The sequence below is a fragment of the Ramlibacter sp. genome (genome assembly GCF_041916345.1).
Classification (GTDB): domain Bacteria; phylum Pseudomonadota; class Gammaproteobacteria; order Burkholderiales; family Burkholderiaceae_C; genus Ramlibacter.
In genome coordinates, this window is the sequence record NZ_JAYRZR010000004.1 from 47,609 (window position 1) to 65,903 (window position 18,295).

Below are 18,295 nucleotides of genomic sequence, written 5' to 3' on the forward strand. Positions count from 1 at the left end.
CGCTGTGCCAGCGCGGCCCCTGTCTTCATCCACTGGAACCTGTCATGCGACTCCTGTCCTACCTCCATAACGGCCAAGAGGCCTGGGGCGCCGCCGTCGGCGACCGCGCCGTCAACCTGAGCCGCGCCTTCCCGCAGTACCCCACGCTGGCCGACTACATCGGCTCCGGCGCCTACCTGCAGGCGGCCGAGCATGTGAAGGGCCAGCCGGATGACGGCGCGCTGGCCACGCTGCACTTCCTGCCGGTGATCCCGCGGCCCGAGAAGATCGTGTGCGCGGTGCGCAACTACATGGACCACCACAAGGAAGTGCTGGCCGCCGGCATGCAGCGCGAGCTGTCGGAGCAGCCGCCGATCTTCCTGCGCGTGTGGCGCTCGCAGACGGCCCACAACCAGCCCATCGTCAACCCCAAGGTGTCGGACTCGCTGGACTGGGAGGGCGAGCTCGCCGTCATCATCGGCAAGGCCGGCCGCAACATCCCGAAGGAGCGCGCCTATGAGCACGTGGCCGGCTACAGCTGCTACAACGACGCCAGCGTGCGCGAGTGGCAGTTCCATGCCAAGCAGATCGCCTCGGGCAAGAACTTCGAGCAGACCGGTGGCTTCGGCCCCTGGATGGTGACGGCCGACGAGATCGAGCCCGGCCGCCATCTCAAGCTGGAGGTGCGCCTGAACGGCAAGGTGGAGCAGTCCAGCCACACCGGCCACATGATCTTCGACATCCCCACGCTCATCAACTACGCCTCCACCATCTTCACGCTGGTACCGGGCGACGTGATCGCCACCGGCACGCCGGCCGGCGTGGGCTGGAGCCGCAAGCCGCCGCTGATCATGCGCGCCGGTGACGTGGTCGAGGTCGAGATCGAGGCCATCGGCACGCTGCGCAACCCGGTGGTCGCCGGGGCCTGAACGGCCCCGCGCACCACGCACCCGAACCCCAGAAGGAGACAAGATGGACCGCAGGACCTTCCTCGCCGCCGGCGCGCTCGCCGCCACCGGCAGCTTCCCGCTGCACGCGCAGACCTGGCCCGAGCGGCCGATCAAGCTGCTGCAGGGCTTTGCCGCGGGCGGCAACGCCGACGCCATCGCCCGTCTCATCGGCGGCGAGATCGGCAAGACGCTCGGCCAGTCGGTGGTGGTCGAGGCGCAGGCCGGCGCCGGCGGCACCATCGCCGCGGGCACCGTGGCGCGCGCCCGGCCCGACGGCTACACGCTGCTGCTGGCCACGGGGGGTCACGTCGTGGCGGGCGCGCTATACAACACGCTGCCGTACCAGACGGTGGCGAGCTTCGAGATGGTGAGCACCATCACCTTCTTCCCCTTCCTGCTGGTGGCCAACGCGGAGTCGAAGTACCGCAGCTTCCGTGACGTGGCGCAGGCGGCCCAGGCGGCTCCGGGCACCATCGGCTACGGCACGGCCGGCGTGGGCTCCACCCACCACCTGGCGGGCGAGCTGCTGGCCAAGATGGCGGGGCTGAACCTGCTGCATGTGCCGTACCGCGGCGACTCGGCTTCGCTCACCGCGCTGCTGGCGGGCGACGTGCCCTTCATCATCGCGCCGCCCACGGCGGTGCTGGCCAACATCAAGGCCGGCAAGCTGCGCGCGCTGGCGGCCACCGGCTCGCAGCGCTGGCCCGGCCTGCCGGACGTGCCCACCGTCGCCGAGCAAGGCGTGGCCGGCTACGACGTGCGCTCCTGGGCCGGCCTCATGGCGCCGGCCGGCACGCCCCGCCCCGTCATCGACCGCCTGAATGCCGAGACCCTGAAGGCGCTGCAGCTGCCCGCCGTCAGGACGAGGCTGGAAGAGATGGGCGGCGAAGCCCGCGGCAGCACGCCGGAGGAGATGAAGGCCATGGTCGCCAGCGAGCTGCAGCGCTGGACCCAGGTCGTGGCCGATGCCCGCATCCCCAAGCAATAGCCGAACACGAAGCTTTCCATGTCCCTGATCGAAATCCGCAAGCGCAGCCTCACCATCGAGACCATCCACCACGAGGGCGGGCCGGTGGCCGAGAAGCCGCTGCGCCTGGCCGCGGCCTGTGCCGTCATTCGCAACCCGTACGCAGGCCGCTACGAGCCGGACCTGCTGCCCTTCATGGCCGAACTGCGCTCGCTGGGCACCCTGCTGGCCGAGGAGCTGGTGGGCGTGCTGGGCAAAGAGAACGTGGAGGTGTACAGCAAGGCCGCGATCGTGGGCGTCGACGGCGAGCTGGAACACGCCGCCGTCTGGCACGAGGCGGGCGGCTGGGCCATGCGCGCCGTGCTGGGCGAGCCCAAGGCCATCGTGCCGGCCGCCAAGGCCGTCGCGGCCACGGGCTACCGCCTCATGGTGCCGCTGCACTACATCCACGCCTGCTATGTGCGCAGCCACTACAACAGCATGGAGATCGGCATCCAGGACGCACCGCGTCCGCGCGAGATCCTGTTCGCGCTGGTCATGGGCACGGGTGGCCGCGTGCATGCGCGGCTGGGCGGCCTGACCAAGGAAAACGTGTCGGTGCACGACGGCCAGCGCTGATGCAGGCCGTGCAGCTGCGGCACCCCGGCGGGCCGGAGGTGCTGGAGGTCGTCGATCTTCCGTTGCCCGAGCCGGCGGCGGGTGAGGTCCGCGTGCGTGCGCTGGCCATCGGCGTGGGCAAGCCCGACGCGCTGATCCGCCAGGGCACCTACAAGTGGATGCCGCCGCTGCCGGCGATCCCGGGCAACGAGATGGCCGGGGTGGTGGATGCGGTCGGTGCCGGCGTCACCGGCGTCGCGCCGGGCCAGCGCGTGCTGGTGAGCTCGCGGGAGCTGCCGCAGCGAGGCGGCTGCTACGCGCAGGCCCTCTGCCTGCCGGCCGGGGCCGTCTATGCGCTGCCGGCAAGCATCTCACCCGACGATGCCGTCACGCTGCCCAACTACCAGCTGGCCGGCGCGCTGCTGTACGAAAGCGGTTGCGTGCGGCCGCGCAGCATCCTGCTGCACGGCGGCGCCGGCGGCGTGGCCACGGCACTGCAACAGCTGGCGAGCGCCGATGGCATCGAGGTGATCTCGGTCGTCAGCTCGCCGGAGAAACGGGACTTCGCGCTCGCGGCGGGGGCAAAGCAGGTGCTGGTGCGCGGCGAGCAGGACCTGCGCGCGGCCGTGATGGCCCTCACCCAGGGGCGGGGCGTCGACATGGTGCTGGATCACGTCGCCGGGCCGGGCTTCATCGCCAACCTCGACTTGCTCGCGCCGCTGGGGACCCTGCTGTCGTACAACGCGCTCGGCGGCCTGCCGCAGGATGTGTTCGCGGCCCTGCGCGCGCGCCTGGGCCGCAGCCTCGGCGTGCGTTGCTACTCCATCCACACGCTCGATGCGGACCCGGCCAAGCGGCGCGCCTTGATGCAGCGGGCCATCGACCTCATGGCCGAGGGCCGCCTGCGCCCGCTGCCGGCCGCGGTGTTCCCGCTGGCGCAGGCCCGTGAGGTGCACCAGCTGCTGGATGCGGGCGAGACGCTGGGCAAGCTCGTGCTGCGGCCCTGAGGCCGCGCCCGCGGCTCAATACAGCCCGTGCGTGCGCGCGTGCAGCCGCGCCAGGCCCAGCAGCACGTCGGTGTAGGGCGTGGGCACACCGGTGCGCTGGCCCAGCTCGCGCACCACGCTCACCAGCGCATCCAGCTCCACCGGCTTGCCGGCCTCCACGTCTTGCAGCATCGAGGGCTTGAAGGCGCCCAGCTTGCGCGTGACCTGATGCCGGTCCTCCGGCTGCTGGGTGATGGGGATGCCGATGCGGTGGCCGATCTCGCGCGCCTCCAGCATCACGGCGGAGATGAACCCGCGCACCAGATCATCGTCGAGCACCTTGTCGGTGGTGGCGCCGGTCATGGCGCTGACCGGGTTCACCGTCATGTTGCCCCAGAGCTTGTACCAGGCGTCCTTCTGGATCTGCGGCGACAGCTCGATCTCGAAGCCGGCGCGCTGCAGCAGCGCTTGCAGCGCCTGCACGCGCGGCGTGGCCTCGCCCGAAGGTTCGCCGATGATCAGCTTCTGACCGAAGTGATGCCGCACCAGGCCCGGGCCGTCGAGCGCGCAGCTCGCGTGCACCACGCAGCCGATGATGTGCTGCGCGGGGATGGCCGCGGCGATGGCACCGTCGGGGTCCACCGCTTCCAGCCGCGTGCCGGCCAGCGGGCCGCTCATGCCGTGAAAGAACCACCAGGGCACGCCGTTCATGGCGGTGAGCACGATGGTGTGTGGCCCGAGCAGCGGGCCGATGGCACGCGCCACGTCGGCCATGGCCGGCGCCTTGACGGCCACCACCACGACGTCCTGCACGCCCAGCTCCGCCGGGGAGGCGCTGGCCTGCACCGGCACGGCGGTCGTGACACCGCCTTCCACCAGGCGCAGGCCGTCGCGGCGGATCGCCTCCAGCGTGGCGCCACGGGCCACCACGCTCACCGCGCAACCGACGCGCGCGAGCTTCACGCCGATCCAGCCGCCGATGGCGCCGGCGCCGTAGATGCAGACCTTGTTCATTGCCTGTAGCTGTCGTCGATGCGGTCCACCAGCCGCGTCATGGCGTCGAACACGTCCTGGCCGGCGCCGAAGCGCTGGTCGAACTGGAACGAGTCGTGCGTGGTCTTGATCGCCACCGCCTGGGGCACCGGGATGGCGCGGCCCAGCGCGGCCTGCGTGACCTGGATGTCGCAGGCGCGCTGCAGCGTCCACAGCCGCACGAAGGCGAGCGGCAGCGTCGGGCCGACCGACAGCAGGCCGTGGTTGCGCAGGATCATCAATGGCCGGCTGCCCAGGCTGGCCAGCAGGCGCGGGGCTTCGTCCGCGTGGATGGTGATGCCCTCGAAGTCGTGATAGCCCACCAGGTCATGCAGCTGCGCGGAATAGAAGTTGTTCTGCGCCAGCCCGCCTTCGGTGCAGGCGACCGCCAGCCCATTGGTCGTGTGGGTGTGCATCACGCAGTGCGCGTGGTCCACGTGGGTGTGGATCGCGCCGTGGATGGTGAAGCCGGCCGGGTTCACCGGCCAGGGGTTGTCCGCATCCAGCTTGTTGCCCGCCAGATCGATCTTCACCAGGTTGCTGGCCGTCACCTCGCGGTAGTGCAGGCCGAAGGGGTTGATGAGGAAGTGCTTCGCATCGCCGCTCACGCTGGCGGGTACGCGCACCGTGATGTGGTTGTAGATCATCTCCGTCCAGCCGAGCATGTCGAAGATGCGGTAGGCGGCGGCGAGCTGCACGCGCGCGGCCCACTCGTCAGGGTGGAAGCGGCTGGCGGCGGCGGGTTTCAGCACGGCACTCATGCGCGGTCTCCTCAGTAGGTCGTCTTGCCCTGCGGCGCAGCGGGCGCACCCTTGAACTTGCGCGCCAGCTCGGTGGTGGCGCGCATCAGCAGGTTGGTGTCCAGGCCCACGGCGACGAAGGTCGCGCCCAGGGCCAGGTAGTGCCGCGCCTGCGTCTCGTCGGTGGTCAGGATGCCGGCGCCCTTGCCGGCCGCGATGATGCGGCGGATGGCGTCCTCGATGGTGGCCTGCACTTCCGGATGCGCGGGATTGCCCACATGGCCCATGGCCGCCGACAGGTCCGCCGGGCCGATGAATACGCCGTCCACGCCCGGCGTCGCCGCGATGGCGTCGAGGTTGGCGATGGCTTCGCGCGTCTCTGCCTGGACCAGCAGGCAGACCTGGGCGTTGGCCTCCTTCGCATACTGCGGGATGCGGCCCCAGCGCGAGGCACGCGCGCCGCCCATGCCACGGATGCCATCCGGCGGGTAGCGCATGCAGCGCACCAGCTCGCGCGCCTGCTCGGGCGTGTCCACCATCGGCACCAGCAGCGTCTGCACGCCGAGATCGAGGTACTGCTTGATGAGCGCCTGCCCCACCATGCCATGGCCCATGGGCACGCGCGCGATGGCATGGCTGGCCGGGTAGGCCGCGATCACCTGCGCCTGCTGCAGGATGGTGCGCAGGTCGTTGGGCGAGTGCTCGCCATCGATCAGCAGCCAGTCGAAGCCGGCGCCGGCGCAGATCTCGGTGGTGTAGTGGTCGGCCAGGCCGAGCCACAGGCCGATTTGCGCGCGCTTCTCGGCCAGGGCCTGTTTGAAGGGGTTGACGGGGGTCTGCATCGAGGGGTCTCCGGATTCCTGTTGGGAGGCGCTGCGCTCACACGAAGCGGAACGTGAAGCGTCCGAGCGGCCCGTAGTCGGCGTCGAAGCGGTCCCCCCGCTTGGCGCCCACCGGCCGCGTGAAGGAACCGGCCAGCACCACCTGCCCCGCCTGCAGGCTCTCGCCCCAGGGCGCGAGCTTGTTGGCGAGCCAGGCCACGCCGATGGCGGGGTGGCCCTGCACGCCGGCGGCCAGGCCGGTCTCTTCCACCACGTCATTCTGGCGCAGGACAGCGCCGCACCACGGCAGATCCACCGCGCGCGGGTCCACCTTCTCGCCGCCCAGCACGATGCCGGCGTTGGCCGCGTTGTCGCTGATCGTGTCCTGCACCTTGCGCATCACCTTGGTGTGGCGGTCGAACTGCTCGATGCGCGCGTCGATGATCTCGATGGCCGGCTGCACGTACTCGGTGGCGGCCAGCACCTGGTCGACGTTGACCTCGGGGCCCTGCAGCGGTGCCTTGAGGATGAAGGCCAGCTCCACCTCCACCCGCGGCGCGATGAAGCGGTCGAAGGGGATGTCGCCGGGCGCGAAGAACATGTCGTCCAGCAGCGTGCCGTAGTCCGGCTCGTCGATCTGGCTGGCCTGCTGCATGGCGCGTGAGGTCAGGCCGATCTTGTGGCCGCGCACCACGCGGCCTTGCGCGATCTTCATGGCCACCCAGGCCCGCGAGACCGCGTAGCCGTCGGCGATGGTCATGCCGGGAAAGCGCTTGCTGAAGTGCTCCACCTGCTGGCGGGTCTTCTCGCTCTGGTCGAGTTCGCGGGCGAGCTGGTCGATGAGGTCGGTGCTGAAGCTCATGGGGTCTGGAAAAGCGGATGAATGTTGCTGTGCTTGGCGTCGTAGACCTGGCCGGGGCTCTCGTCCACCTGCACGGTGATGCCGATCAGCGACTGCTCGAAGATCGGCGCGAAGTGGCGCTGCACCGTGTGCAGCAGCACGTCACCGGCGGCTTTCTTCACCATGTCGCTGCGGCCCGCGCCCATGCGCAGGTTGAGGTACATGAACGCGTAGTCCCGCTTGCCGTCGGCCACCGCGTAGTGCGCCGCCGGAAACGCCAGCACGCGCGTGCCGCCGGTGGGAAAGACCTGCCGCCCCGCCTCGTCCATCACCCCCAGCATGGCATCCGCCAGCGAGCGGCAAAGAAATCCGAGGTTGGTGCGCGCCTCCAGGTTGGGCGTGTACAGCACGACGAGATGTGGCATGGCAAGCCTCCCAATAATTGGGGTCAGATAACGATTTCCGCAGCGCCCCTCAGAGCCGCTGCGCCACCGCCGTGTAGCCCTCGGCCGACGAGGCCTGCGGCGCCGGGATGGCATGACCATCCTGCGGCGTGACAGGGAACACGGCGTTGAGCTGCCCGGTGCCCGAGGCGCCGAAGTACGGCGTGACGATCTCGGCGCGGCCATCGTACGCCGACCAGCCCAGCGCGCCCAGCAGCATGGCGGTGTCGTGCATGAAGCCCTCGCCGTGGCCCTTGCTGGCGTACTCGGGCAGCATGCCGCAGAAGGCCTTCCATTCGCCGGCCTGCCACATGCGCACCACCTCGTGATCGAGTTGCTCCAGGAAGGGGCTCCAGATCTTGAACGCGTACTCGGGCGCCAGCCCGTTCTGCGCGAAGCGGTGCGAGAGCGAGCCGCTGGCGAAGATCGCCACCGTGCCGTCGTAGTGGTCCTCGATGGCGCGGCGGATCGCCCAGCCCAGGCGCGCGCTGTCGTTGAGGTAGTGCGCCTGGCACAGCGCCGAGACCGAGACCACCTGGAAGTGCTGGTCGGCGTTCATGTAGCGCATGGGCACCAGCGTGCCGTACTCGGGGTTGAGCGTGGTCGCGTCGTGGGCCAGCGTCTCCACGCCCCAGTCGTTGGCCACCTCGGCGATCAGCTTGCCCAGCTTCGGGTTGCCGGGAAACTCGAAGCCCATGTTGCTGATGAAGTGCGGCAGCTCGTTGCTGGTGTACAGCCCCTTGAAGTGCGGCGCGCAGTTCACGTGGTAGTTGGCATTCACGAGCCAGTGCGTGTCGAACACCACGATGGTGTCCACGCCCAGCGCACGGCAGCGCCGGCCGATTTCGATGTGGCCGTCGATGGCGTCCTGGCGCGTGCCCTTGCGCGGGCCGTCCAGCTCGCTCAGGTACATGGAGGGCACGTGCGTGATCTTGGCGGCGAGTGCGAGTTGGCCCATGGTCAAACCCCCCAGTGAGGAATATGGTGCGAACCCAGCGACACCGCCACGTTCTTCGGCTCCAGGAACACCTCGTAGCTCCACGTGCCGCCCTCGCGGCCGGTGCCGCTGGCCTTGGTGCCGCCGAACGGCTGGCGCAGGTCGCGCACATTCTGGCTGTTGACGAAGCACATGCCGGCCTCCACCGCCGCGGCCACGCGATGGGCGCGGCCGATGTTCTCGGTCCAGACGTAGCTGGAGAGGCCGTAGGCGATGTCGTTGGCAATGCGGATGGCGTCGGCCTCGTCCTCGAACGGGATCAGGCAGGCCACGGGGCCGAAGATCTCTTCCTGCGCAATCCGCATGCGGTTGTCCACGTCGGCGAACACGGTGGGCGCCACGTAGTTGCCCTTCTTCACCCGGTCCGGCAGGGCCGGCGCATCGAGGCCGCCGCACAGCAGCGTGGCGCCTTCCTTCGGCCCCAGCTCGATGTAGCTGCGCACCTTGGCCAGGTGGCCCTGGCTGATCATCGGGCCGATGATCGTCTTCTCGTCCAGCGGATCGCCCACGGTGATGCGCTTCGCGCGGGCCACGAACTGCTCGACGAACGAAGCGTAGATCGACTTCTGCACCAGGATGCGGCTGCCGGCGGTGCAGCGCTCGCCGTTGTTGCTGAAGATCATGAAGACGGCGGCATCCAGCGCCCGCGGCAGGTCCGCATCCTCGAAGATCACGAACGGGCTCTTGCCGCCCAGCTCCATGCTGAACTTCTTCAGGCCCGCGGCCTGCACGATGCGGTTGCCGGTGGCGGTGGAGCCGGTGAAGGAGATGGCGCGCACGTCCGGGTGCGCGCAGAGCGGCTCGCCGGCCGCCTTGCCGTAGCCGTGCACGATGTTCAGCACGCCGGCCGGGATACCCGCCTCCAGCGCCAGCTCGCCCAGGCGCGCAGCGCTGAGCGGGGACAGCTCGCTCATCTTCAGCACCGCGGTGTTGCCGAAGGCGAGGCAGGGCGCCACCTTCCAGGTGGCCGTCATGAACGGCACGTTCCAGGGTGAGATGAGCGCGCACACACCGACCGGGTGGAACAGCGTGTAGTTCAGGTGCGTGGGCGTGGGGTACGTGTGCCCGTCCACCCGCACGCACATCTCGGCGAAGTAGTAGAAGTTGTCGGCGGCGCGCGGCACGAGCTGCTTGCCGGTCTGCGCGATCACCTGGCCGGTGTCGTTGGTCTCGGTCTGCGCGATCTCGGGCACGTGCGCCGCGATCAGGTCGCCGAGCTTGCGCACGAGCTTCGCGCGCTCGGGCGCGGGCAGGGCCGCCCACTTCGGGAAGGCGGCCTTCGCCGCGGCGACGGCGGCGTTCACCTCCGCTTCGCCGCCGGCGGCGACCTCGGCCAGCACTTCCTGCGTGGCGGGATTGACGGTCTGGAAGTAGTCGCCGCCGGGAACCGGGCGGCCGTTGATCAGGTGTTCGATGCGCATGGGTTCAGATCTCTTGTTCGTGTTCGGGTTCGGCGACGGTCTCGTCGCCAGGCTGCTCCAGCGCGATCACGCGGTCGAGCAGGTCATAGAGTTGCTGCAGCTGCGGCTTGCCCAGCGATTGCTCCAGCCAAGCGTAGTGCGATTCGATGGCGTCGGACAGCTTCGCCACCAGCCGCTTGCCGCGCGGCGTGGCGCGCACGACGGATCGACGCTGGTCCGCGGGGTCGCGCTCGCGCTGGATCAGGCCGTCGCGCTCCATGCGGGCCAGCACGCCGGTGAGGCTGGGGCCGAGGATGAACGCCTCACGTGCCACCCGGCCTGTCTCCACCGTGCCGTGCTCGCCCAGCACGCGCAGCACGCGCCACTGCTGATCCGACAGGCCGTGCGCGCGCAGGCTGGGGCGGGTGTGCAGCATCACCGCCTCCCGCGCCTGCAGCAGCAGGCGTGGCAGGTTGCGGTGCGTGAAGGGCTGGACCATGGCACAATATTTAACAGGTTAAATGATTTTCGCGCAAGCCCCGCCGGGCGCGCCGCAGGGGCATGCCCCAGCGGCCGGCAGGCTGCTGCGGTCGTCGGTCCGCACGCACAAGGAGACCCGCAAGGATCTGCACCTCGCCGGCCGCAAGGCCATCGTCTGCGCGTCGTCGCAAGGGCTGGGCAAGGCCTGCGCCCTGGCGCTTTCGCAGGAGGGCGTGCACGTGTTCATCAACGGCCGGACGCTGGCCACGCTGGAGGCGGCGGCGGAGGAGATCCGTCGCGCCACCGGCCAGCCGGTGACGCCGGTGCAGGCCGACATCACCACCGAGGCCGGCCGCGCCGCGCTGGTGGCGGCCTGCCCGGATGCCGACATCCTGATCAACAACAACGCCGGTCCGGCGCCGGGCAACTTCCAGGACTGGGGGCGTGATCAGTACCTGCAGGCGATGGAAGCCAACATGCTGGCGCCGGTGCTGATGATCCGCGCGCTGCTGCCCGGCATGCGCGAGCGGCGCTTCGGCCGCATCGTCAACATCACCTCCGCCATGGTGAAGTCACCGCGCGCGCATCAGGGCTTGTCGACTTCGGCGCGCACCGCGCTCACCGCCGTGTGCAAGGCCATCTCGGCCGAGACGGTGGTGGACAACGTGACCATCAACAATTTGCTGCCGGAGCGCATCGACACCCCGCGCCAGCAGTTCCTGACCGAGCGCCAGGCGAAGCTGGACGGCACCAGCTACGACGAGGCGCGGCGCAAGCTGGCCGACACCGTGGCCGCCAAGCGCTTCGGCACCACGGAGGAGTTCGCGTCGATCTGCGCGTTTCTCTGCAGCACGCAGGCCGCCTTCATCTGCGGCCAGAACATCCAGATCGACGGCGGGTCGTACAAGGGCCTGATCTGAGGCGCCGCGTGGGCGGACTTTGAAGCGCTGGGGTTGCGCTGCGCTCCACCCCAGCCTACGAGGTCACGAGGTCACGCGGACGCGACCTCGGTGCGTCCGAGCACCACGTCCTCATACACATGCAGCGACGGCAGGCCGCCCGTGTGGATGAAGAGCACACGCTCGCCGGGCGCGAAGAAGCCCTCGCGCGCCAGGCCGATCAGCCCGGCCATGATCTTGCCGGTGTAGACCGGGTCGAGCGGGATGCCTTCGGTACGGGCCAGCATCTGCACCGCCTCGACCATGCGCGCGTTCGGCACGGAATACTTCGGCTGCCAGTAGCCGCCGACGCAGGTGACGTCTTCGGGTCGCACGGTCACGCCGATGCCCAGCAGGTCGCACACGGCCTGCGCCTCCTTCAGCACCAGCGGCTGCTGGTTCGCCGGGTCGCGGCTCACGCCCACGCCCACGATGGGAATGTCGATGTGGTTGCCCAGGAAGCCGGCCACCAGCCCGCCATGCGTGCCGGAGCTGCCCGAGCCGACCACGACGCGGTTGAAGCGCAGCCCCAAGTCGAAGCACTGCTGCTGCAGTTCCTGCGCGCAGGCCACGTAGCCCAGGCCGCCGATGGCGTTGGAGCCGCCGCCGGGGATGATGTAGGCCTTGCGCCCGAGCGCGGCCACGTCGGCCGCCACCTGCGCCATCGCAGCCGCCATGTCAGAGCCGCCGGGTACCACGGTGATCGCTTCCACGCCCATGAGCTGGAACATGAAGTGATTGCCGCTCGCGTGCGGGTCGTAGCTGCCGGCCACGCGCTCCTCGATCACGAAGCGGCAGCGCAGCCCCTCCTTCACCGCCGCGGCCAGCGTGATGCGGCAATGGTTGGATTGCGGCGCGCCGCAGGTCACCAGCGTGTCGGCGCCCTGCGCCAGCGCGTCGGCCACCAGGAATTCCAGCTTGCGGGTCTTGTTGCCGCCGGGGAACAGGCCCAGCATGTCGTCGCGCTTGATCCACACCTCGGGCCCCACGCCGCCCGGGCAACTGGCCGCGAGCGCCGCCGAGAAGCGCGGCAGCGGCTCGATGGGGGTGGCGAATGGCGTGTAGCGGCGGCGGGGGAAGCGGGAGAGGTCCATGGGGAGCGAGTGTCGCCGAAGCGCGGGCCCCGCCGACCTGGGATCTGCCCGGCCCTGTTCGTCGCCGCGCCTCTGGCGACGCTGACCCGCTGCGCACTCGCCTACACTGCCCGCGTGGCCAAGGACAAGACCCTCTACACCTGCAACGACTGCGGCGGCACCAGCCCCAAGTGGCAGGGCAAGTGCCCGCACTGCGGTGCCTGGAACACGTTGATCGAGGGCGTGGCCGAGTCGGCCTCGGCCACGCGCAACCGCTTCGCATCGCTCGCGCCAGCTTCGGAGGTCGCCGTGCTGGCCGACATCGAGGCGGCCGACATCGCCCGCACGCCCACCGGCATCGACGAGCTGGACCGCGTGCTGGGCGGCGGCATCGTCGAAGGCGGGGTGGTGCTGATCGGCGGTGATCCCGGCATCGGCAAGTCCACCCTGCTGCTGCAGGCGCTCGATGGCTTGCAGCGCCAGGGCGTGCCCACGCTGTACGTGACCGGCGAGGAGAGTGGCGCCCAGGTGGCGCTGCGGTCGCGCCGGCTGGGGCTGGACCGCTCGCAGGTGAAGGTGCTGGCGGAGATCCAGCTGGAGAAGATCCAGGCCACCATCAGCGCGCAGCAGCCGGCGGTGGCGGTGATCGACTCGATCCAGACCGTCTACTCCGACGCGCTCACCTCCGCGCCCGGCTCGGTGGCGCAGGTGCGCGAATGCGCCGCGCATCTCACTCGCGCGGCCAAGGCCGGCGGCACCGCCATCGTGCTGGTCGGCCATGTGACCAAGGAAGGCGCGCTCGCCGGCCCGCGCGTGCTGGAGCACATGGTGGACACCGTGCTGTACTTCGAGGGCGACACGCACAGCAGCTTCCGACTGGTGCGCGCCATCAAGAACCGCTTCGGCGCCGTCAACGAGATCGGCGTCTTTGCGATGACGGAGCGCGGCCTGAAGGGCGTGGCCAACCCGAGCGCCATCTTCCTGTCGCAGCACAGCGAGCCGGTGCCCGGCAGCTGCGTGCTGGTCACGCTGGAGGGCACGCGGCCGATGCTGGTGGAGATCCAGGCGCTGGTGGACAGCGGCGGCCCGAGCCCACGCCGCCTCTCTGTGGGCCTGGACCGCGACCGACTCGCCATGCTGCTGGCCGTTCTGCATCGCCATGCCGGCGTGGCCTGCCTGGATCAGGACGTGTTCGTCAACGCCGTGGGCGGCGTGCGCATCAGCGAGCCGGCGGCGGATCTGGCGGTGATGCTGGCCATCGCCTCGTCGCTGCGCGGAAGGGCGCTGCCCAAGGGCTTCCTCGCCTTCGGCGAAGTCGGCCTGGCGGGCGAGGTGCGGCCGGCGCCGCGCGGTCAGGAGCGCCTGCGCGAGGCGGCCAAGCTCGGCTTCTCGGTGGCCATCGTGCCCAAGGCCAACGCGCCCAAGACCAGCGGCCGCGCCGCGCGCGACTTCGAGGGCCTGACCATCCACCCCGTGGAGCGCATCGAGCAGGCGCTGGAGGTGCTGCGGGAGCTGTCGGCATGAGGATCGCGGTGCTGTCCGACATCCACGGCAACCTGCCCGCGCTGCAGGCGGTGCTGGAGGAGGTGGACCGCGAGCGCGCCGATCTCGTCGTCAACCTCGGCGACAGCTTGAGCGGCCCGCTGCAGCCGGCCGAGACGGCCGATCTGCTGATGGCGCGCGGCGGGCCGGTGATCGCCGGCAACCATGAGCGGCAGTTGCTGCGCCTGCGCGGGCGGGCCGAGCGCTGGAACCCGACCGACAGTGACGGCTACGCGGCCACGCAACTCAACGAAGCGCAGTGGGACTGGCTGGACAGCATCCCGCCGCCCGGCCTGCGCGTCGCGGACGAGGTGCTGCTGATCCACGGCACGCCGGCGAGCGACCTGCATTACCTGCTGGAGACGGCGACCACCAGCTACCAGCCCGGCGGCGACCCGGGCGTGCGCCCCGCCACCGCAATCGAAGTGCGCGAGCGACTGGGTGCGGTGCTCGACGAAGCCGCGCCACCCACCCTGATCCTGTGCGGCCACACCCACATGCCGCGCGCCGTGCAATGCGACGGCACGCTGGTCGTGAACCCCGGCAGCGTGGGCCTGCAGGCCTACGACTGGGACTGGCCGCATCCGCACGTGATGGAGACGGGCCATCCGCAGGCGCGCTACGTGATCGTCGAGCGCCGTGCCGCGGGCTGGGCCGTGCAATGGCGCGCCGTGCCCTACGACTGGGCCCCGCAGGCCGCGCTGGCGCAGGCCCGCGGCCGGCCCGACTGGGCCTACGCACTCGCCACAGGCCGCATGCCGCCGGCCGCCGCGACAATCACGGGATGAACTGGCGGAAGATCCTGGTGCCCGTGGCGGGCGTGGTGATGGTGGCCGTGGGCTGGCAGTCCGGCGGCTGGGGCGGCGTGGCCCTGGTCGTGGGTGGCATCGTGATGTGGATGCTGCTGCACTTCACCCGCACGATGAAGGTGCTGCAGGGCGCGGCCAACCGGCCCATCGGCTATTGCGACAGCGCGGTGATGCTCAATGCCAAGCTGCGCCTGGGCGTGAACCTGCTGCACGTGATGGCGCTCACGCGCGCCATGGGCGAGCAGCTGAGCGAGGCGGGCACCGCCCCGGAGGTCTACCGCTGGACCGACGGCACCGCCAGCAGCGTGACTTGCGAGTTCGTGAACGGGCGGCTGGTGAAGTGGGAGATGGTGCGGCCGCAGGCGCAGGAGGATGTTGGTGCCGCGCCGGCGCCCTCACCCCAGCCCTCTCCCGGAGGGAGAGGGAGCGAAGTCCCTGGTCGTTAGCGCGGCCGGCGCCCTCGCCCCGGTCCTCTCCCGGAGCGAGACTACCGCCCCAGCTGCAGCCACAGGTAGCTGAACTCCAGCGCGCTCAGGTGGGCGCGCTGCGTGGCGTCGGCGGCGCCGCCATGGCCGCCCTCGATGTTCTCGTAGGACAGCGCGGCGTGGCCCTGCTCGAGCAGCAGTGCCGCCATCTTGCGCGCATGCCCCGGGTGGACGCGGTCGTCGCGCGTGCTGGTGGTCAGCAGGATGCGCGGGTACTTCGCGTCGGCGCGCACCTGGTGGTAGGGCGAGTATTTCGAGAGGAAGGCCCAGTCCGCCGGGTCATCCGGGTTGCCGTACTCGGCCATCCAGCTCGCGCCGGCCAGCAGGCGGTGATAACGGCGCATGTCGAGCACCGGCACCTGGATCAGCGCGGCACCGAACAGGTCGGGCCGCTGCGTGACCGTGGCACCCACCAGCAGCCCGCCATTGCTGCCGCCGGCGATGCCCAGGTGGCGCGGTGAGGTGATGCGGCGCGCGATCAGGTCCTCGGCCACGGCGATGAAGTCGTCGAAGGCGTTCTGCCGCTTCTCGCGCAGCGCGGCCTGGTGCCAGGCGGGGCCGAACTCACCGCCGCCGCGGATGTTGGCCAGCACGTAGACGCCGCCACGCGCCAGCCACGCGTTGCCGCGCAGCGACTGGTAGGTGGGCTGCACGCTGACCTGGAAGCCGCCATACGCGCTGAGCAGCGTGGGGTTGTCCGCGCTGGCCATGGCGCCGCGCGGCCACACCACGAAATAAGGCACGCGGGTGCCATCACGGCTGGTGGCCCAGAGCTGCTCCACCCGCATGCCGGTGGCATCGAACTGCGCGGCGCGGCGCTGCACGACGCTGCGTTCGTCGGTGCCGGCGCGGCCCAGCAGCAGCGACTCGGGCGTGAGGAAATCCGAGTACGTCATCAGGTAGGCGTCGCCCCAGGCGTCCTGGGCCAGCGCCGGCAGGCCCAGCGGCTCGATCATGAGCTGCCCTGCGCCGGGCGCGGCCACGGCGCGGCGCTGCCAGGCGCGGCCGTCATGGCGCCACTCCTCCAGGCCGCCCACCACGTTGTCCGTGCGTTCCAGCAGCAGGTGGCCGCGCAGGAAACGCACGCCGCTGCGCGCCAGGCTGCTGGTGGGCGTGGGGGTGAACAGCGTGTCGTAGCGCGGCCGGCCCGCCACCAGCGCATCCAGCGGTGTCACCAGCAGGGTGCCGGCCGGGTGGCTGGCGCCGCCCAGCGTGGCGGCCCGGCGCAGCTGCAGCGCCGCCCAGCCGCCGCCCACCTGCAGGCGCGCATCGGCCGGCTTGTCGATGCGCACCAGCCGGCCCGCCTGCAGCACGAAGGCCTCGGTGGTGTGGAAGTCGGGGGCGCGCTGGAACACGTGGCGCGGGCCGGCCGGCGCGGCGTCGACCGTGGCCGTCACGTAGACATGGTTCGCCGGGGCCTCGAACACGGTTTCGGCCTGGGTGAGTGGCTGGCCGCGTGACCAGCGCTTCACGATGCGCGGGTAGCCGGATGCGGTGAGGCTGCCGGGGCCGAAGTCGGTGATCACGTAGAGCGTGTCGCGGTCGATCCACTCCACCTGGCTCTTGGCCTCCGGCAGGGTGAAGCCGCCGGGCACGAAGGTGCGCGTGCGCAGGTCGAACTCGCGCACCACGCGGGCATCGGCGCCGCCGCGCGACAGCTGCAGCAGGCAGCGGTCCATGCCGGCCTCGGTGGCGGCGGGCAGGCAGGCGGCGCCCTTCCACACCCAGCTCTCGCCCTCGGCGCGGCCCAGGGCGTCGAGGTCCAGCACCGGCTCCCACTGCGGCCGGCCGGCGGCGTAGTCGGCCAGCAGGGCGCGCCGCCACAGGCCGCGCCGATGGGTGGCATCCGTCCAGAGGTTGTAGACGTGGCCGCCGACGCGCTGCACGCGGGCGAGGCGGCTGCGGTCCTCCAGCACCGCGCGCAGCTGGTCGCGCGTGGCGGCGAAGCCGGGTTGGGCCGTCAGCAGCGCCTCGGCCTCGGCGTTGCGCTCGCGCACCCAGGCCAGGGCGCGCTCGCCCTGCACCTCCTCCAGCCACAGGTAGGGGTCGGACGGCTCCGCGGTGGCGGTGGCCCTGGGGCCGGGCGCGGCGCAGGCGGCCAGCAGCAGGCACATCACGCCCAGCGCGGCGGCCAGCCCGGGGCGATAGGGCGCCAGGCGCCGGGGGAGAAGGATCATGCGGCTTCGGTGTTCCTCTGGGGGCGCGGCATGCTCGCATAAAATCGCCGGCTCGGCCCCTCGGGCCAACCCTCCACCCCTGCAAGCAAGGAACCCACATGGCGAGCGCACTCCCCTCCATGGCCGACCGCGACGGCAAGATCTGGATGGACGGCGAGCTGGTCGACTGGCGTGACGCCAAGATCCACGTTCTCACCCACACCCTGCACTACGGCTGCGGCGCCTTCGAAGGCGTGCGGGCCTACAACACGGTCAATGGCACCGCCATCTTCCGCCTGCAGGAGCACACCGACCGCCTGTTCAACAGCGCCAAGATCCTGCGCATGAACCTGCCCTTCACCAAGGAGCAGGTGAACGAGGCGCAGAAGGAAGTGGTGCGTGCCAACAAGCTGGAAAGCTGCTACATCCGCCCGCTCACCTGGATCGGCTCGCAGAAGCTGGGCGTCAGCCCCAAGGGCAACACCATCCACCTGATGGTCGCGGCCTGGGCCTGGGGCGCCTACCTGGGCGAGGAGGGCATGCAGAAGGGCATCCGCGTCAAGACCAGCAGCTACACCCGCCACCACGTCAACATCACCATGACGCAGGCCAAGGCGGTCAGCAACTACAGCAACTCCATCCTCGCCAACATGGAAGCGCTGGATGACGGCTATGACGAGGCCCTGCTGCTCGATTCCTCCGGCTTCGTCTCCGAGGGCGCGGGCGAGAACATCTTCGTCATCAAGGACGGCGTGATCTACACGCCCGACCTGTCGGCCGGCGCGCTGAACGGCATCACGCGCAACACCGTGTTCCACATCGCGAAGGACCTGGGCCTGGAGATCATCCAGAAGCGCATCACCCGCGACGAGGTCTACATCGCCGACGAGGCCTTCTTCACCGGCACCGCGGCGGAGGTCACGCCCATCCGCGAACTCGACCGCGTGCAGATCGGCATCGGCCGCCGTGGCCCGCTGACCGAGAAGATCCAGTCGGCCTTCTTCGACATCGTGAACGGCCGCAACCCCAAGTACGCCCACTGGCTGGCCAAGGTCTGAG

19 protein-coding genes are annotated in these 18,295 nt (G+C 70.5%); 9 read left to right on the forward strand and 10 right to left on the reverse strand.

The window, feature by feature from the left end:
* The first annotated feature begins 44 nt into the window (after nt 1–44).
* From ACE3T5_RS02075 to ACE3T5_RS02090, 4 genes are read left to right on the forward strand one after another with little or no spacing between them, the layout of a single operon-like run.
* Nucleotides 45–908 carry a fumarylacetoacetate hydrolase family protein gene (locus ACE3T5_RS02075; RefSeq protein ID WP_374663921.1) on the forward strand — a complete coding sequence of 288 codons (864 nt, stop codon included), beginning with the start codon at nt 45–47 and terminating at the stop codon, nt 906–908.
* Between the two features lie 43 nt (nt 909–951).
* Nucleotides 952–1,917 (forward strand): tripartite tricarboxylate transporter substrate binding protein, encoded by a 966-nt coding sequence (locus tag ACE3T5_RS02080; protein WP_374663923.1) that lies wholly within the window; start codon nt 952–954, stop codon nt 1,915–1,917.
* Nucleotides 1,918–1,935: 18 nt separating this feature from the next.
* Nucleotides 1,936–2,514, forward strand: a complete 579-nt coding sequence (locus ACE3T5_RS02085) for an amino acid synthesis family protein (protein ID WP_374663925.1) — start codon at nt 1,936–1,938, stop codon at nt 2,512–2,514.
* A complete protein-coding gene (locus tag ACE3T5_RS02090; protein ID WP_374663927.1) occupies nt 2,514–3,500 on the forward strand; it encodes a zinc-dependent alcohol dehydrogenase family protein in 987 nt (328 codons plus the stop codon). Before ACE3T5_RS02085 ends, ACE3T5_RS02090 begins: the two co-directional genes overlap by 1 nt.
* Before the next feature lie 15 nt (nt 3,501–3,515).
* Here ACE3T5_RS02090 and ACE3T5_RS02095 read toward each other — a convergent pair whose 3' ends face one another.
* From ACE3T5_RS02095 to hpaR, 8 genes are read right to left on the reverse strand one after another with little or no spacing between them, the layout of a single operon-like run.
* Complete coding sequence (locus ACE3T5_RS02095; RefSeq protein WP_374663929.1) at nt 3,516–4,493, reverse strand: 2-dehydropantoate 2-reductase; 978 nt, start codon at nt 4,491–4,493, stop codon at nt 3,516–3,518.
* Nucleotides 4,490–5,272 (reverse strand): class II aldolase/adducin family protein, encoded by a 783-nt coding sequence (locus ACE3T5_RS02100; RefSeq protein ID WP_374663931.1) that lies wholly within the window; start codon nt 5,270–5,272, stop codon nt 4,490–4,492. Before ACE3T5_RS02100 ends, ACE3T5_RS02095 begins: the two co-directional genes overlap by 4 nt.
* A gap of 11 nt (nt 5,273–5,283) precedes the next feature.
* Nucleotides 5,284–6,093: a 4-hydroxy-2-oxoheptanedioate aldolase gene (hpaI, locus tag ACE3T5_RS02105; RefSeq protein WP_374663933.1), complete on the reverse strand. Its 810-nt coding sequence runs from the start codon at nt 6,091–6,093 to the stop codon at nt 5,284–5,286.
* Nucleotides 6,094–6,130: 37 nt separating this feature from the next.
* Nucleotides 6,131–6,934, reverse strand: coding sequence for a 2-oxo-hept-4-ene-1,7-dioate hydratase (gene hpaH / locus ACE3T5_RS02110; protein ID WP_374663935.1), 804 nt, complete (start codon nt 6,932–6,934; stop codon nt 6,131–6,133).
* On the reverse strand, nt 6,931–7,338 hold the full coding sequence (locus tag ACE3T5_RS02115) for a 5-carboxymethyl-2-hydroxymuconate Delta-isomerase (RefSeq protein WP_374663937.1): 408 nt from the start codon (nt 7,336–7,338) through the stop codon (nt 6,931–6,933). Before ACE3T5_RS02115 ends, hpaH begins: the two co-directional genes overlap by 4 nt.
* A gap of 49 nt (nt 7,339–7,387) precedes the next feature.
* Nucleotides 7,388–8,314, reverse strand: coding sequence for a 3,4-dihydroxyphenylacetate 2,3-dioxygenase (gene hpaD, locus ACE3T5_RS02120; protein ID WP_374663939.1), 927 nt, complete (start codon nt 8,312–8,314; stop codon nt 7,388–7,390).
* Between the two features lie 2 nt (nt 8,315–8,316).
* Entirely contained in the window at nt 8,317–9,774 is a 1,458-nt protein-coding gene (hpaE, locus tag ACE3T5_RS02125) for a 5-carboxymethyl-2-hydroxymuconate semialdehyde dehydrogenase (protein ID WP_374663941.1), read from the reverse strand.
* Nucleotides 9,775–9,778: 4 nt separating this feature from the next.
* Nucleotides 9,779–10,252 carry a homoprotocatechuate degradation operon regulator HpaR gene (gene hpaR, locus ACE3T5_RS02130; protein WP_374663943.1) on the reverse strand — a complete coding sequence of 158 codons (474 nt, stop codon included), beginning with the start codon at nt 10,250–10,252 and terminating at the stop codon, nt 9,779–9,781.
* A gap of 22 nt (nt 10,253–10,274) precedes the next feature.
* Here hpaR and ACE3T5_RS02135 point away from each other — a divergent pair, with 22 nt between their 5' ends.
* The gene (locus ACE3T5_RS02135) at nt 10,275–11,153 is read left to right on the forward strand and encodes an SDR family oxidoreductase (RefSeq protein WP_374663945.1); all 879 of its coding nucleotides are present in this window, start codon (nt 10,275–10,277) and stop codon (nt 11,151–11,153) included.
* 71 nt (nt 11,154–11,224) lie between these two features.
* On the opposite strand, the gene ACE3T5_RS02140 is transcribed toward ACE3T5_RS02135, so the two are convergent.
* On the reverse strand, nt 11,225–12,265 hold the full coding sequence (locus ACE3T5_RS02140) for a D-cysteine desulfhydrase (RefSeq protein ID WP_374663947.1): 1,041 nt from the start codon (nt 12,263–12,265) through the stop codon (nt 11,225–11,227).
* Between the two features lie 114 nt (nt 12,266–12,379).
* Here ACE3T5_RS02140 and radA point away from each other — a divergent pair, with 114 nt between their 5' ends.
* Genes radA through ACE3T5_RS02155 form a run of 3 tightly spaced genes read left to right on the forward strand, consistent with a single transcriptional unit; the run spans nt 12,380 to nt 15,041 of the window.
* Nucleotides 12,380–13,768: a DNA repair protein RadA gene (radA, locus tag ACE3T5_RS02145; protein WP_374663950.1), complete on the forward strand. Its 1,389-nt coding sequence runs from the start codon at nt 12,380–12,382 to the stop codon at nt 13,766–13,768.
* Nucleotides 13,765–14,574 carry a metallophosphoesterase gene (locus ACE3T5_RS02150; RefSeq protein ID WP_374663952.1) on the forward strand — a complete coding sequence of 270 codons (810 nt, stop codon included), beginning with the start codon at nt 13,765–13,767 and terminating at the stop codon, nt 14,572–14,574. Before radA ends, ACE3T5_RS02150 begins: the two co-directional genes overlap by 4 nt.
* Nucleotides 14,571–15,041: a glycerate kinase gene (locus ACE3T5_RS02155; protein ID WP_374663954.1), complete on the forward strand. Its 471-nt coding sequence runs from the start codon at nt 14,571–14,573 to the stop codon at nt 15,039–15,041. The genes ACE3T5_RS02150 and ACE3T5_RS02155 overlap by 4 nt, the downstream gene beginning before the upstream one ends.
* Before the next feature lie 41 nt (nt 15,042–15,082).
* On the opposite strand, the gene ACE3T5_RS02160 is transcribed toward ACE3T5_RS02155, so the two are convergent.
* Nucleotides 15,083–17,257, reverse strand: coding sequence for a prolyl oligopeptidase family protein (locus ACE3T5_RS02160; protein WP_374663956.1), 2,175 nt, complete (start codon nt 17,255–17,257; stop codon nt 15,083–15,085).
* Between the two features lie 98 nt (nt 17,258–17,355).
* On the opposite strand from ACE3T5_RS02160, the gene ACE3T5_RS02165 reads away from it, so the two are divergent.
* Nucleotides 17,356–18,294, forward strand: a complete 939-nt coding sequence (locus ACE3T5_RS02165; protein ID WP_374663958.1) for a branched-chain amino acid transaminase — start codon at nt 17,356–17,358, stop codon at nt 18,292–18,294.
* Nucleotide 18,295 lies beyond the last annotated feature (1 nt).